The sequence below is a fragment of the Allobosea sp. P1_B10 genome, from assembly GCF_056406735.1.
The window spans coordinates 137,637-152,159 of record NZ_JBFTZP010000005.1 but is presented as its reverse complement, the minus strand read 5'-3'; the positions used below and the strand labels follow the sequence as shown (position 1 = coordinate 152,159).

The 14,523-nt window shown below is 69.1% G+C and carries 14 protein-coding genes; 7 read left to right on the top strand and 7 right to left on the bottom strand.

Annotated features, from left to right (window positions below; translation table 11 throughout):
- Positions 1 to 40: 40 nt before the first annotated feature.
- Positions 41 to 826, top strand: coding sequence for a lysophospholipid acyltransferase family protein (locus tag AC1D2L_RS13645; RefSeq protein ID WP_476846411.1), 786 nt, complete (start codon positions 41 to 43; stop codon positions 824 to 826).
- 72 nt (positions 827 to 898) lie between these two features.
- Positions 899 to 1,285, top strand: coding sequence for a hypothetical protein (locus AC1D2L_RS13640; protein WP_476846410.1), 387 nt, complete (start codon positions 899 to 901; stop codon positions 1,283 to 1,285).
- A gap of 8 nt (positions 1,286 to 1,293) precedes the next feature.
- Here the strand turns inward: AC1D2L_RS13640 and AC1D2L_RS13635 are convergent, their stop codons facing one another.
- Positions 1,294 to 1,854 carry a gamma-glutamylcyclotransferase gene (locus AC1D2L_RS13635; protein WP_476846409.1) on the bottom strand — a complete coding sequence of 187 codons (561 nt, stop codon included), beginning with the start codon at positions 1,852 to 1,854 and terminating at the stop codon, positions 1,294 to 1,296.
- 140 nt (positions 1,855 to 1,994) lie between these two features.
- Here AC1D2L_RS13635 and AC1D2L_RS13630 point away from each other — a divergent pair, with 140 nt between their 5' ends.
- On the top strand, positions 1,995 to 3,047 hold the full coding sequence (locus AC1D2L_RS13630; RefSeq protein ID WP_476846408.1) for a DUF2125 domain-containing protein: 1,053 nt from the start codon (positions 1,995 to 1,997) through the stop codon (positions 3,045 to 3,047).
- A gap of 104 nt (positions 3,048 to 3,151) precedes the next feature.
- Here the strand turns inward: AC1D2L_RS13630 and rpoH are convergent, their stop codons facing one another.
- The 5 genes from rpoH to hemC form a co-directional block, all read right to left on the bottom strand.
- Complete coding sequence (rpoH, locus tag AC1D2L_RS13625) at positions 3,152 to 4,051, bottom strand: RNA polymerase sigma factor RpoH (protein WP_476846407.1); 900 nt, start codon at positions 4,049 to 4,051, stop codon at positions 3,152 to 3,154.
- Positions 4,052 to 4,271: 220 nt separating this feature from the next.
- Complete coding sequence (locus tag AC1D2L_RS13620; protein WP_476846406.1) at positions 4,272 to 5,315, bottom strand: RluA family pseudouridine synthase; 1,044 nt, start codon at positions 5,313 to 5,315, stop codon at positions 4,272 to 4,274.
- 83 nt (positions 5,316 to 5,398) lie between these two features.
- Positions 5,399 to 7,090 carry a heme biosynthesis HemY N-terminal domain-containing protein gene (locus AC1D2L_RS13615; protein WP_476846405.1) on the bottom strand — a complete coding sequence of 564 codons (1,692 nt, stop codon included), beginning with the start codon at positions 7,088 to 7,090 and terminating at the stop codon, positions 5,399 to 5,401.
- Between the two features lie 16 nt (positions 7,091 to 7,106).
- A complete protein-coding gene (locus AC1D2L_RS13610) occupies positions 7,107 to 9,050 on the bottom strand; it encodes a uroporphyrinogen-III synthase (protein WP_476846404.1) in 1,944 nt (647 codons plus the stop codon).
- A 46-nt stretch (positions 9,051 to 9,096) separates the two neighbouring features.
- A complete protein-coding gene (gene hemC, locus AC1D2L_RS13605) occupies positions 9,097 to 10,047 on the bottom strand; it encodes a hydroxymethylbilane synthase (RefSeq protein ID WP_476846403.1) in 951 nt (316 codons plus the stop codon).
- Positions 10,048 to 10,260: 213 nt separating this feature from the next.
- On the opposite strand from hemC, the gene tsaD reads away from it, so the two are divergent.
- The 4 genes from tsaD to AC1D2L_RS13585 are packed head-to-tail and all read left to right on the top strand — an operon-like array spanning position 10,261 to position 13,101.
- The gene (gene tsaD, locus AC1D2L_RS13600; RefSeq protein WP_476846402.1) at positions 10,261 to 11,349 is read left to right on the top strand and encodes a tRNA (adenosine(37)-N6)-threonylcarbamoyltransferase complex transferase subunit TsaD; all 1,089 of its coding nucleotides are present in this window, start codon (positions 10,261 to 10,263) and stop codon (positions 11,347 to 11,349) included.
- On the top strand, positions 11,346 to 12,347 hold the full coding sequence (locus tag AC1D2L_RS13595) for an NAD(P)H-dependent glycerol-3-phosphate dehydrogenase (protein WP_476846401.1): 1,002 nt from the start codon (positions 11,346 to 11,348) through the stop codon (positions 12,345 to 12,347). Before tsaD ends, AC1D2L_RS13595 begins: the two co-directional genes overlap by 4 nt.
- Before the next feature lie 14 nt (positions 12,348 to 12,361).
- A complete protein-coding gene (locus tag AC1D2L_RS13590) occupies positions 12,362 to 12,694 on the top strand; it encodes a hypothetical protein (protein WP_476846400.1) in 333 nt (110 codons plus the stop codon).
- A complete protein-coding gene (locus AC1D2L_RS13585) occupies positions 12,694 to 13,101 on the top strand; it encodes an EVE domain-containing protein (RefSeq protein WP_476846399.1) in 408 nt (135 codons plus the stop codon). The genes AC1D2L_RS13590 and AC1D2L_RS13585 overlap by 1 nt, the downstream gene beginning before the upstream one ends.
- 100 nt (positions 13,102 to 13,201) lie before the next feature.
- Here AC1D2L_RS13585 and AC1D2L_RS13580 read toward each other — a convergent pair whose 3' ends face one another.
- Entirely contained in the window at positions 13,202 to 14,335 is a 1,134-nt protein-coding gene (locus AC1D2L_RS13580) for a DUF2235 domain-containing protein (RefSeq protein ID WP_476846398.1), read from the bottom strand.
- Between the last annotated feature and the right edge of the window lie 188 nt (positions 14,336 to 14,523).

Genomic DNA, 14,523 nt, shown 5'->3' with positions numbered 1-14,523 from the left:
CCCGCTTGACGGCGGCTGGCGGGCAGGCTTTCTGCGCCCCATGCTGTTCCTGCGCTCCCTGCTCGCCAATGTCGTGTTCTACATCAACCTGTCGCTCTGGCTGGTGTTCGCGGCGTTCCCCGCTCTGCTGCTGCCGCGCCGTTACCTGACCAAGGTCGCGGCGGCCTGGGCTCGCAGCGCGCTCTACCTGATGCGGATCACCGCCGGCACGCGTTACGAGATCAAGGGTCTCGAGAACATCCCCGAGGGCGGGCTGATGGTTGCCGCCAAACACCAGTCCTTCTGGGAAACCTTCGTGCTGGTCATGCTGTTTCCCGATCCGGTCTTCATCCTCAAGCGCGAGCTGACCTGGATCCCCTTCTTCGGCTGGTGCCTGCTGAAGCTCAGGATGATTCCGGTCGACCGCGGCGGCAAGGCCCGGGCCCTGACCGCGGTCGCTCGCCGCGCCCGCGTCGAGCTCGGCCAGAACGGCCGCCAGCTTCTGATCTTCCCGGAAGGCACGCGCCGCGCGCCGGGTGCCCCGCCGGACTACAAGTATGGCGTGGCCCACCTCTATGGCAGCCTGGGCGTGCCCTGCGTGCCGGTCGCGCTCAATTCCGGCCTGTTCTGGCCACGGCGCAAGTTCCTGCGCCCGCCCGGCACGATCCGGCTCGAGTTCCTGCCGCCGATCCTGCCCGGCCTGCCCAAGGCCGAGTTCTACGCGCTCCTGCAGGAGACGATCGAGACCGCCAGCAACCGCCTGCTCGAGCAGGGCCGCGCCGAACTAGCGAGCATCGGCCTGGGCAAGCTGGCCGGCGCTCCTGACACATCCCGACAGCAGGACTGAACCCGAACCCGCCACGCCCCTTGACAGACGGCACTGTCGTTCTCATTTTGTTCTGAACAAAGGAGGAACGGCATGGCCGCTCTCGCTTACTCACAGCCCGATCTCTTCGCCGAGGATACCGCCGGAGCGCGCGAGATGCCGCTGCGCATCACGGCGGGACTGACCGAGCGTCGCTTCACCGCCTGGCGAGGCCGCTCCGGCCGGCGCTACGTCGCCTCGACCTTTGTCGTCGGCGACGATCACGCGCTCGGCTTCACGGACGCGGTGCTGCTCGCCGTCTCGCCCGATCGCCGGATTCTCGCGGCGCGCGACAGCGGCCCCTTCGGCGTCGAGGCCGCGCTGACGCGCTGGCGCCAGGCGGTCCTGGCGGCAGGCGCCAGCGAGATCCACGTCCATCTGCTGGCGGAGGACGGCATCAGCCGTCGCGCCGCGCTGCTCGACCTGATGCCCGAGGTCTGAACGAAGCCTCAGCGCTGCGGCGCAGTCTCGTCGCCGATGCCCAGCCTGTGGGCGAGATCGGCCAGGACAGGGTCGATCACGCCCATCTTGCGCAGATGCTCATGCGTCTGCAGCACATAGTCGGGATTGGGGCCCGAGCCGCCCCGCCCGTCGCGCACCAGTGCAAAACGCTCCTCGGCCGAGAGCCGGCCGGCATATTGCAGGTGCCCGCGGTCGGCGACATAGACCAATGCCTTGATGCTCCGGCCATCGTCGAGACGCACCGGCATGTAGCGCTCGACATAGACCGAAGTCGCCTGCTCGCGGGCGCGCAGATAGGCGACCGTCTCGACGGCCTCCGCTGCGGCGACCTGAAAGGCCATACCCCGGCAGATCCCGCCACGGTCGAGCCCGAGCACGAGGCCCGGACGCTCGGGCGTGCCGCGATGCACATGCGAGAACACGCAGAGCGAGCGGTGGAAGCCGTGCAGCCGCGCCTGCCGGATTTCGGTGAAGGGGAAGCCCGGCCGCCAGATCAGCGAGCCATAGCCAAAAACCCAGAGATCGGTTTCGCCGAGATCAGGTATCACGACCGCCTCACAATTTGGCCGCTACGGCCTGCTTGATGGCAGGATAGTCCGGCGCCAGACGAAATCGGCTGCCGGCCCTTCCGCCCGCCTGCCGCGGGAGCTAACAATCCCACCGCCTTCGCGCAATGGATCAATGCCGCATGACCGATATCGCCCCCGCGCGCCGCAACAGCCGCTTCTGGCTCTATGCCCCATTCGTCCTGCTGGCGTTGCTGGCATTCGCCTGGGTCGGCTTCTGGTTCTATGTGCGCGGGCGGGTCGCCGAGGCGGTCGATGCCGCGCTCCTGCGCGAGGCCGGCCAGGGTCGCAGCTGGACCTGCACCGACAGGACCCTCGGGGGCTTCCCCTTCCGTGTCGAACTTCGCTGCGGCTCGCTGGCGTTGACCTCCGCGCGCTGGGGCGACACCGTCAGGATCCAGACCGGCCCAAGCGTCGCGGTCGGGCAGATCTACTCGCCGGGCCTCGTCATCGTGGAGGTCACCGGGCCGCTTCAGGCGACACTGCCAGAAGGGCGTACGCTCGACCTCGGCTGGACCCGCTTCGAGGCCAGCCTTCAGCACAGCCTGACCGAGCCCGAGCGGCTCTCGCTGGTGATGATCCAGCCTGACGCCGTCCTGAAGTCGCCCGGACAGGCGGATGAGAGCTGGCGGGCCGGCGAGCTCCAGCTCCATCTCCGCCGCAACCCGGCCCGGCCGGCGGCAGACCAGGCGGTCGACATCGCGCTCAACACCAAGGCCTCGGTACTGCCGGCGATCGATGCCCTGCTTGGCACCACCGAGCCCGGCGATGTCGACCTGCAGGCGACCGTGACCCAGACCAAGGCGTTTCGCGCTGGCTTCAACCCCGACGCACTCGAGATCTGGCGCAGTGCCGGCGGCCAGGTCGACCTGACCCGGCTCGTCTCGACCAAGGGGACGGCGCGCGTCGAGGCCAGCGGCCAGCTTCTGCTCGACCAGACCCACCGAATCTCGGGCCGCATCGAGGCGGCGCTCGCGGGGATCAAGCAGGTTGCCGGCATTCCGCTCGGCGGCCTGGCCTCGGGGCTCGGTGGCCTGCTTGGCGGCAGGCTGAGCGCGCAGTTGCCCGGGGCAGCACCCGGCCTGACGCCCCTGCCCCCGCTCGTGCTGCGCGAAGGCCGCGTCTATCTCGGCCCGATCCGCCTGCCCCTCCAGCCGCTGCCGCCGCTGTACTGATTCCAGCGTCATTGAGCGCAGCGACGCAATGACGGGTCGCGCCCGACCCAATAAAAAAAGGGGGCGCAAAGCGCCCCCTGACATCATCGATCAGGACCGGAGGTTCACGCCGCCGGCAGCGCCGCACGCGGCGCCTCGATCCGGGTCAGGGCCTTCTTGACGGCCTCCTGGACCTTCTCGAAGGCGCGCACCTCGATCTGGCGGACGCGTTCGCGCGAGACGCCGAACTCCTCCGAAAGCTGCTCGAGCGTGATCGGATCCTCGGCGAGGCGGCGTGCCTCGAAGATCCGGCGCTCGCGCGGGTTCAGCACCGTCAGGGCCTCGCGCAGTGCCGAGTGGCGGTTGTCGCTTTCCTGCGAGTCCGCGAAACGCCGCTCCTGGCTCTCGCTGTCGTCGACCAGCCAGTCCTGCCACTCGCCATCGCCATCCTCGCGCAGGGGCGTGTTCAGCGACGCGTCGCCACCGAGGCGGCGGTTCATGTCGATCACGTCCTGCTCGTTGACGCCGAGCTTGGTGGCAATGGTCTTGACCTGCTCGGGGCGCAGATCGCCCTCGCCCAGGGCCGAGATCTTGCTCTTGGCCTTGCGCAGGTTGAAGAACAGCTTCTTCTGGTTGGCGGTGGTGCCCATCTTAACCAGCGACCACGAGCGCAGGATGTATTCCTGGATCGAGGCCTTGATCCACCACATCGCATAGGTCGCGAGGCGGAAGCCCTTGTCGGGCTCGAAGCGCTTGACCGCCTGCATCAGGCCGACATTGCCTTCCGACACGACTTCGCCGATCGGCAGTCCATAGCCGCGATAGCCCATGGCGATCTTGGCGACGAGACGAAGATGCGACGTCACGAGCTTGTGCGCCGCTTCGCGGTCGCCATGCTCGCGCCAGCTCTTGGCCAGCATGAATTCCTGATTCGGTTCCAACATCGGGAACTTACGAATCTCATCGAGATAGCGTGACAATCCGCCTTCCGCGGACATGACGGGCAATGAGGCAGCATTTGCCATGCTCGTTCTCCTTCTCAGGCCCCCGCTTCGCGGCAGACCAACCGCGCGATCAACCTTCGCGCAGGGCTCGGACGTCGTGACCTCTGGACCTAACGCGGCAAGGCTCGGCCGGTTCGGTTCGCATCGTCACGTGCGGCGCCCCCTTGGCCATCCGCATCCGATGCAATGCACCATATGCCAAGACAGCGTGTCGGAAAATGGGCAGTCGAGCCCACAAACCTCACAGGATCGCGAGCGCTTCTTGCAGATTTGCAAAGTCGGCTGGCGGCTCCGACTCGAACAGCAGTTCCTCGCCGGTCACCGGATGCTCGAAACCGAGCACGGCGGCATGAAGCGCCTGCCGACCGAGTTGCGTCAGCGCCTCGCGGGCCTGCTCCGGCAGACGCGAGGCCTTGGTGGCAAAACCCGAGCCATAGAGCCCGTCACCGAGCAGGGGGTGGCCGAGATGGCTCATATGCACGCGGATCTGGTGGGTGCGCCCGGTTTCGAGGCGGCACTCGACCAGGCTGGCGAGCGGCTCGGTCTCCTCCTTGCCCCTGAGCAGTGCGGGATAGCGCTCCATCACTGTGAAATGGGTGATCGCCTCGCGCCCGCGTTCCTCGTTGACGACGGCCATCTTCTCGCGGTTCTTGTTCGAGCGCTCGATATTGGCCTCGATCGTGCCATGCGGCCGGCGCGGAAAGCCCCAGACGATCGCGAGATAGGCGCGCTGCAACGGGCCGGTGCGGCCATGATCGGCGAACTGCTTCGCCAGCCCCTGATGCGCCTTGTCGTTCTTGGCCACGACGAGCAGGCCGCTGGTATCCTTGTCGAGCCGGTGCACGATGCCCGGCCGACGGACACCGCCAATGCCCGAGAGGCTCGCCCCACAATGGGCGATCAGCGCATTGACCAGCGTGCCGTCCTCATGTCCGCCGGCTGGATGGACCACGAGCCCGGCGGGCTTGTCGATGACGATCAGGTGCTCGTCCTCATAGACCACCGTCAGCGGGATATCCTGCCCGACAGGGTCCGCCGGCTTGGCCGCGGGCATCACCAGCGTCAGTTCGTCGCCTTCGACGACCTTGCGGCTGCCATCGGTGAAGACGGCGCCGTTGAGCGCGACGCCGCCCTCCTTGATCACCTGCTGCAGCCGCGCCCGCGAGATCTCGTTGGCCAGCATTGCCAGCGCCTTGTCGAGCCGAGCGCCGGCCTGCTCGGCCGTCACCTGCAGGGTCACGCCGTCGGAGGGCGCGATGTCGTGTTCGGTCGGGTTGCTTGTCATGAGCGCTGCTATACGGGCGCAAGGCGCCGCCCGCACCCCTTTTCGCAATCAGCGATGCGCAAAGGCAGCATCCCGCCTCGGCATCAACCGAAAATGCGGAACTTGCCCTTCTTCTCCTCGACGATCTGGGCTTCCTCGGGGCCCGGATCATCGGGCGCATGCGAGACCGGGAAGATGACCGGGGTCGGTCGATGGTCCTGGACCGTGGCGGCCGGCGCAGGCCTGGGCTCAGGCTTCGGTGCCGGCTTTGCTTCCTGCTTGGTCTCGACCTTGCCGCCATCCTTGGCCGGCACGGCCGGAGGCGGCTCCTGCGCCAAGGTGGGCGCAGGCTCGACCACGACGGCGTCAGCGGGCTCGGCCGGCTTGGGCGCTGCTACCGACAGCGCAATCGTCGGCTCGACGGTCACGGCGCTCTCGGCCCGTGCCTCGAGCAGCGGAGCGGAATCGTCGAGATCGGCCAGGACGTCATCGACCCCGACCGGATGGCTTCCCAGCGTCGCCGGCGGAACGGTCCAGACGAACGCGTCGAGGCGGCCCGAAATCGGCGAGACCGGCATCCATTGGTCGGAGACAAGGCCGTCAGCCACCCAGGCGGCATCGCGCGGCGCCCGCGTGGCGCGCGAGAGCCATTCGCGCACGCGTCCGGCCGCGCCATGCTCGGCATCCTCGAGCTCCGCCATCAACAGGCAGACGCGCATCGAGGCCCCGCCGGCAAGCAGCGGCTTCAGCGTTGCGCGCGCCTTGGCAAAATCGCGGGCATGGATCGCAGCGCCCGCAAGTGCGAGGACGCCTTCGGGATCGGCAGGGCGCAGGCGTGCCAGCGTCTCGGCGCGGTGCAGCCTGTCGAGCGCGCTGTCGCCGGGCCGGGCATCGAGATAGGCAGCGGCGACATCGGGATGCGAGACCTCTTTCCAGGCCGCCTCCAGGATCTTGGCGGCCTTGCGGACGTCGCCACGCTCGGACAGCATGCGGCCCGCTAGCACTGCGGCCGGCGTCAGGCCGGGCGCAAGTTTGACCGCTTCCAGCGCTGCGGCGAGCGCCTTCTCCGGCTCCGACCCGCGCGCGTCCTGCGCTTCGGCCGCCAGGAGCACTGCGCGCTGGCGCTTGGCATCGGCCTTGTCGGCCAGCCTGAGGGCGGCGCGACGCTCGACGGCGGTGCGCGCCGCCTGCCAATCGCCGGCGCTGGTGTGGAAATCGAGCAGCGCGTCATTGGCCCAGGCCAGCGAGGGCGAGCGGCGCACGGCGTCGTCGGCGAAGGCGCGCGCGGCCGCCATGTCGCCCCGGCGCCTTGCCTCGACGAACAGCCCGCGCAGGCCGAGCACACGGGTCTCGGACTTGTCGAGCATCGCCTTGAAGGCGGCCTCGGCCCGGCCGCGATCGCCTGAAAGCTGCGCCGCCTGCGCCTCGAGCAGAAGCGTCAGGGGTTCGTTGCCGGCAAAGCGGCGCGCATCGACAGCAAAGCGGCTGGCAGCGACGGGATCGCCCGCGCCGATCGCGACCATGCCGCGCGACACGGCCTCGAAGCCGCGCGCCCGGCGCCTGGCGCGCGAGGCGAAGCTGAATGCGGATGGCAGGCCGAGCACGAAGCGCGCAATGCCCCAGGCGAGCATCGCCAGGAGCGCCAGCACCACGACGCCGATCGCGGCAATCGCGACCGACGTCTCGATACGATAGCCCTGCCATAGAACGGAAACCTCGCCCGGCCTGTCGGCGAGCCAGACCGCGCCCGCCGCGAGGCAGGCGAAAACGAGAAGATAGAGCAGAACGCGAACCATAAACTCTATCCTTCCGTCAGCCGGCTGCGCCGAGGGCGACGACCGCATCCTGCGCGATTTTGGCGATGGCCGCATCCGCCGCCGCCCGCTTCTGCACGTTCGCACCGAAATCGGCGCTGGCCCGCTGCGCCGGCTCCGGCAATTGCCCCCAGAGCCCGGCCGCCGCGACGACATTCCCGGTGACGATGGCGTTCTCGAAGCGGATCAGCAAGGTGGCGGGATCATTGGCGCCGGTCTCGCCGACCGGGCGGATGGTCACGATGCGGCTGGCAAGCCCGAGCAAGCGGTCCTGCCAGCTGGCATTGGCCGGCGTCAGCTCGCGCTGGAACATCGTGCGATGCTCGCGAAACTGGGCCAGCAGCGAGGCTTGCGTCGGTGCACCGCTGGAGGCGACCGCGTTCAGCGCCGCCAATGCCTCCGCTGCCACGCCTCCCTTGGCCAGCGCCGCGACATCGCTAGCGAAGGGCTTGCCCGAGGCCAGCGCGCCCTGGACGCGCTCGGCGAGCACGATGCGCGCGGCGGCCAGCGCCTGCGCACTCGGCGCCGACGCGGTCTTGGCCAGGGTTTCGACCGAGCCGATCTTGGCTGTCGTCTGGTCGAGGCGCTGGGCCAGCGCAGTCGCCGCAGCCTCGGCGCGCTGGGCCTGGGCGCTCAGCCCGGCGATGGCCTCGGCATCGGGAGCCTGCGCGCGCTGGGCGGTGGTCAGCGCACCGATGCGTGCCGCAGTCGATTGCGCATCGGCGCCCGCCTTGTTCGCCGCTTCGGAGGCAGCCGTCGCCTTTCGGTCGAGCGCGGTCGCGGCGGTTTGGAGTGCGTCGACGCGGCTGCGCAGTTGCGCGAGTTCGGCGGGATCGACGGCCGGCGTGACGCGGCTCAGCGCCAGCATGACTAGGCCCGCCCCAACCACGCCACCGACCACGCTCGCGATCGCCAGCGCAGCCCAGGGCAGCCCGGGCTTTGCCGCGGGCTCCGTCACGATCGCGGGGCGCTCGTTCTCGCGCGGCTCGGGGTCAGGTGGGGCGCTGAATTCCTGCGGCAAAGCCTCGCTCGGCAACACGGCCTCGACCGCAGGCTCCGGCACCGGCTCCGATACGGGCTCTGGAGATACCAGCACCGCCTCCTGCGCGGTAACCTCGATGGTGGGCGGCGAGCGGCGGGCGCTGCTGCGCGACCGCGCGGCGGCCGCTGGCGTCAAGGCGGCCTCGCCCGATCCTTCCACCTCGGCGGCGGCGCGCTGGTGCAGGCGGTGGCGGGCGGAAATCTCGTCGAGAGCCGCCAGCATCGCGGCCTCCTCGGGGAACTCCGCGACCAGCACGGTCCCCGCGCCGGCCTCGATCAGCGGGCCCGCGACATCGGCCGAAAGGGTGACATGGGTGGGCGCCAGCGCCTCGTCCTTGAGCCCGGCCTCGCGGGCAAGCGAGATGAAGGTTTGCGCCCCGCGCGCCGAATAGTGCAGCACGGCATCGATAAGGCCGCTGCGCAGCGGCTCCGAGGCCGCGTCCGGCAAGGCCGTCAACGCCTTGGCGGCGTAGGCCGTCCATATCGTCACCGCGTATCCGGCATCGCTCAGCCGTTGCGGCAGGTCCTCGCGCCGGTCACGGCCGAGGATCAGCAGGAGCTTTGCCGGGCTCGGGATGTTGCGCGAAATCAGTTCGATCAGGTCGTTGCGGTCGCCATCGGCGCTGCGGGCATCCTCGAAGCCGGCCTCGCGGGCCTTCGCGGCGGTACGCGCCCCGACCGTGAAGACCGGCAGGGCGCGCCAGTCCTGCGGCCCCTCGGCCAGAACCGGCACGGCATTGCCGCTCGCCAGCACGAGCGCATCGAAGGGCCCCTCCGGCGCGGGATCAGGCAGGCGCGAAATCTCGAAGAGCGGCGCGACGACCGGCTCGTTGCCGCGCGCCGCGATCGCGCTGGCGCTGCGCTCGGCATCAGGCAACGGTCGGAGCACAAGAATGCGCATGCTGTTTCCTCTCGACTCGATCAGACCGGCGCGGGTCGTCACGGAACTAGACATAGATCCCGTGCGGAGCACGAACGCGCAAGCGGCGTCCGAGTTCGGAGCCCAACGCGGCGGCGTCGCCCGCAGGTCCACGGATCTCGTCCTCGGCGCTGGCGCTGCCATCGGGCGAGAGCAGCAGGCCGCGCAGATGGACCTCGCCATCGGCAACCGCAGCATAGCCGGCGATCGGCGTGCGGCAGGAGCCGTCGAGCACTGTCAGCATGGCGCGCTCGGCCGCCAGCGCGATGCCGGTGTCGCGGCAAAGCACGGGAGCGACCGCCTGCGCCGCCGCCTCGTCATCCGCGCGCACCGCGACCGCGATCGCGCCCTGCCCCACGGCGGGCAGGAACTGGTCGATCGGCAGGATCGCCGTCGCCTTGTCGGCGAGCCCGAGGCGCTTGAGCCCGGCAATGGCGAGCAGCGTCGCAGCGATCTCGCCGGAGGTCACCTTGCCCAGGCGACGGGCGACATTGCCGCGCAGCAGGACGATGTCGAGATCCGGCCGCAGCCGGCGCAGCATCGCCTGGCGCCGCAGTGAGGCCGAGCCGACAATGGCACCCTGCGGAAGATCCTCGACTCGGCTCACATCGCGCGCGATCAGAGCATCGCGAACATCCTCGCGCGGCAGGTAGCCAGCGATGACCAGTCCGTCGGGCAGCATGGTCGGCAGGTCCTTGGCCGAATGCACCGCGAGGTCGATGCGCCCCGCCAACTGCTCGTGGTCGAGTTCCTTGGTGAAAAGCCCCTTGCCGCCAGCCTCGGACAAGGGCCGATCCTGGATCGCGTCGCCACTCGTCTTGATGACCTCGATGGCCAATATGTCCTCGGCCCAGCCTTGCGCCTGCGATACGCGGCGGGCGAACTCATGGGCCTGCGCCAACGCGAGCGGGCTGCCGCGCGTGCCGATGACGAAACGGCCGGCAGGTCGGTCCGGTTGCGAAACTGCGCTGTGCGTCATGCCGTCTGATAGCCCCTCGAACTCGTCTCGATGCCGGCGATGGCGCGATCTATCCCGCGCTCGGCTCGTCGGCCCCTTGGCCTTATGGTTGCGCGCGCACTATACGGGGGAATTGCCGGCGTGAAACCGTCGGCAGTCACGCCATCCCGCCTGCCGCTTCACCTGCTCCCATTCGCCGCACCCATTCCCTCAGCGAGATCAAACTCAATCCTCATGCGTGTTCTGGGCATAGAGACGACCTGTGACGAGACAGCGGCCGCCATCGTCGGCGTCGCGCGCTCAGGCGAAACCACGATCCTGTCGAACGAGGTGCTGAGTCAGATCGCCGCACATGCAGCCTTCGGCGGCGTCGTGCCCGAGATCGCGGCCCGCGCCCATGTCGAGGCGATCGACCGCGTCGTGGCGCGCGCCTTTGCCACGGCCGGCCTGAAGCCCTCCGATATCGACGCTGTCGCAGCCGCGGCCGGGCCCGGCCTTGTCGGCGGCGTGATGGTCGGCCTCACCACGGGCAAGGCGATCGCGCTGGTGACCGGAAAGCCCTTCATCGCGGTCAACCATCTCGAGGCCCATGCGCTGACGGCGCGCCTCACCGACGACCTCGCCTTCCCCTATCTGCTGCTGCTGGTCTCCGGCGGACACACGCAATTGCTCGCGGTGCGCGGCGTCGGCGATTATCTCAAGCTCGGCGGCACGATCGACGACGCCGTCGGAGAAGCCTTCGACAAGATCGCGAAGATGCTGGGCCTGCCCTATCCCGGTGGGCCGTCGGTCGAGAAGGAAGCTGACAAGGGCGATCCCGAGCGCTTCGATTTCCCGCGCCCGATGAGCGGCCGGCCCAACCCCGACTTTTCGCTGTCGGGCCTGAAGACGGCTGTTCGACTGGTGGCAGAGCGGATCGCGCCACTTTCGGACCGCGATGTCGCCGATCTCTGCGCCTCCTTCCAGGCCGCCGTCGTCGACGTGATGGTCGACCGCACGCGGGCGGGGCTCCGCGCCTGCCGCACCGCCGGCATCATGCCGACGGCGCTGGTCGTGGCCGGCGGCGTCGCGGCCAACCAGCCGATCCGGCGCGGGCTGACGCGGCTTGCGACCGAAGCCGGCCTGCCGATGGTGGCGCCGCCGATGGCGCTGTGCGGCGACAATGGCGCGATGATCGCTTGGGCCGGGCTGGAGCGCCTGCGCCTGGGCCTGATCGACGACATGAGCGCCATCGCCCGTCCGCGCTGGCCGCTCGACGAATTGCGGCCGCAGGACCTCGCCCAGCCGGAGCCTGCCCCGCAACAGCTCCCGGTCGGGGCATGAGCGGCACGGCCGCGACTATCTCCACCATCGGCATTGTCGGCGGCGGTGCCTATGGCACGGCTCTCGCGCTCGCGGCGGCCCGGGCCGGGCGCGAGGTGCTGTTCTGGGCGCGCGACGCGGGATCCATCGCCACGATCCGGCAGACCGGAGAGAGCCCGCATCTGCCCGGCACGATCCTGCCGCCAGCCGTGAACGCGACCTCGGTGCTCGCCGACCTCGCACAAGCCGACGCGCTGGTGGTTGCGGTACCGACCCAGAGCCTGCGCGACGTCTGCACGGCGCTGGCGGCAACGCTGCCGGCGGGCCGTCCGGTCGTTTCGGCCGCAAAAGGCATCGAGCAGGCGACGGGGCGCTTCACCACGCAGATCATCGCCGAGACCTGGCCGGGATCGCCGGCCGCGATCCTGTCGGGTCCGAGTTTTGCCACCGATATCGGGCGCGGCCTGCCGACCGCCGTGACGCTGGCGTCAAGCGATGCCGACCTGGCGCAACAGCTGGCCGAGGCGCTGAGTTCGCCGGCCTTCCGCATCTATCACAGCAGCGACCCGCGCGGCGTCGAGATCGGCGGCGCCGCCAAGAACGTGCTCGCCATTGCGGCCGGCATCGCGATCGGCCTCGGCTATGGCGAGAGTGCCCGCGCCGCCCTGGTCGCGCGCGGTTTCTCCGAACTGCGGCGCTTCGGCGCGGCTTTTGGGGCGCAGAGCGAGACGCTGATGGGCCTTTCGGGGCTGGGCGATGTCGTGCTCAGCTGCGCCTCGCCGCAATCGCGCAATTTCTCGTTCGGCCTCGCGCTCGGCCAAGGCAAGCCGGTGGCCGAGGCCTCGGGCGGAAAGCTCGCCGAGGGCGCCTTTACTGCTTCGATCCTTGCGGAAATGGCGCGGGCGCATGACACCGAGATGCCGATTGCCGAAGCGGTCGCGGCCATCATCGCCGGCCGCATCGGCGTGCGCGATGCGGTCGCCGGCCTGCTGGCCCGGCCGATCCGCGCCGAGATCTGAGGGAGACATGAACCATGGCGAACGACTGGTCTGACTTGACGAAGCGCGTCGCGCGCGGGCTCAAGGAGGTGCGCAAGACCACCGGATCCGAGCTTGTCGCCGAGAGCCAGCCCGTTCCGCTCTCGGGACGGATCGCTGCGCCGGTGATCCAGCATCGCCGCCGTCGCGCCGAGGATACTCACCGCTTCGTGCTGATCCTGCCTTTCGGCGAGGGCGAGGTCCGGGTCGAGCTCGAGCCGAAGGATTACGCCGCCCTGACCCGCGAGATGGTGCGGTTCTGGAACGAGCAGGGTGAGGCCGCCTCACGGCCGCCGAACCCGCTGAAGGAAGCAGAGGACGAAGCCTGATGGCGCATTGGCTGATCAAATCCGAACCGTCGAAATGGTCCTGGGACCAGCAGATCGCGGCCGGCGAAGCGGGCACGCATTGGGACGGCGTGAAGAACCACACCGCCAAGCTCAACCTGATGGCGATGAAGAAGGGCGAGCAGGTCTTCTTCTACCACTCCAACGAGGGGCTCGAGGTCGTCGGCATCGTCGAGGTCATCAAGGAGGCCTATAACTGGATCCCCGGCGAGCCCTGGGTGCTGGTCGATTTCAAGGCCGTGAAGCCGATGCCGAAGCCGGTGACGCTGGCCCATGTGAAGGCGACTCCGGAGCTCTCGAAGATGGCGCTCGTCACCTCGTTCCGGCTCTCGGTGCAGCCCGTGACGGACGAGGAATGGGACATCGTCTGCAAGATGGGCGGTCTCTGAGGCGCCACTCGTCATTGCGAGCGTGAGCGAAGCAATCCAGCAGATGCAGAGCGCTACGTCCCCCAGGCTTGCTTCGTCTCTACGCTCCTCGCAATGACGGTTACCGCCCGTAATAGCGCGCGAAGGGCGGATACGCCGACAGCGCGCGCGGGCGATATGGCGCGCGCCGGTCGAGGATCGGCACGCTTGGCGCCTGCAGGCGCGGCTCGACGGCCGCAGCCATCGCGGCCGGTTGCGGCTGGTAGGCGTCGGCGACAAAACTCTCGCGCGTGCCCTCGCTCCAGGGCAGCCAGGAGGTCGCGCGCTCGTCATGCTGCTGGCCCAGTGCATCGGGACGGAGTCCCGCGATCAGTTCCGGCTCCACGAGCAAAGCCGGACTCGCCGCGCGCGCCTCGTCGATCATCCAGCGCAACGTCAGGTCCGACAGCCCCATCTGCAGGCCGTAGCCGCCGCCGATATCAGTATGGACCCCGGCAAACCAGATCTGCCTGATCTGGCCGTGCGGAGCCGCGCGCTCGTCCCAGATCTCGGGTGCGAAAACCTGGCGGTTCTCGTCGATCGCCAGCGCCTGCCGGCCATGCGGCACGGCCGGGTTCAGCACGGGATCGTGGAATTTGTGCCGGCCGGGCATGCTCCCGATCGCCGGCAGGCCCAGCGCCCGCACCGTGTCCCAGACCCCGACGAAGAAGGGCGGTGTCGGGCTGGTGCCGTGCCGGCGGCGAAAATCCGCCGCGGCGCGGGCGCGCTCGGCATCGTCCTTGACCATGTAGACGTCCTCGACGGCCTCCGACGCCAGCTTGCGCAGAGACGGCTCGGCGATCGCCTCCACAAAATCCTGCCAATGCCTGACCTTTGGCAGGCCAGCCGGAATGCCGCAGAGGCCGAGCACGCCGCCGAGACTGCGCACGGTGTAGGCGCCACGGCTGAAGCCGAACAGGAAGATCCGGTCACCGGGCTCGTAGCCAAGCAGAAGGGCTGCATAGCAGTCGATGATGTTGTCGGTGATGCCGTAGCCGGTGGCCTTGGCGAGCATGTCCTTGAAACGGCGGAACGGGCCGCGAATCTCGCCACTGTCGGGATTCGAGCCGAGCCCGGGGTCGTAGAAGCAGAGTTGACCCGCGAGGTCGGCCTCCCGCGTCGCCATGAACAGGCGATAGACATTGGTCCAGTTGATCGGGTTGGCGCCGCCGGCCTGCCCGGTGCCGTCAGAGAAGATGCAGATGTTTCTTGCCATCGCCGCTCTCCAGCCGAGCGAGGTTAGCACGACCTCCCGGCATCCGGGGACAACTTCCCGCGCGAGCCGCGACCACGGCATGGCCGTGCCACGAAAGTGCGACGCACAATGGCTTGCCGCTGGGGCCACGCACCCTATGATATCTGCAATTCGAAGGAAGCGGACGACCATCGCATCATCGCGCAGGC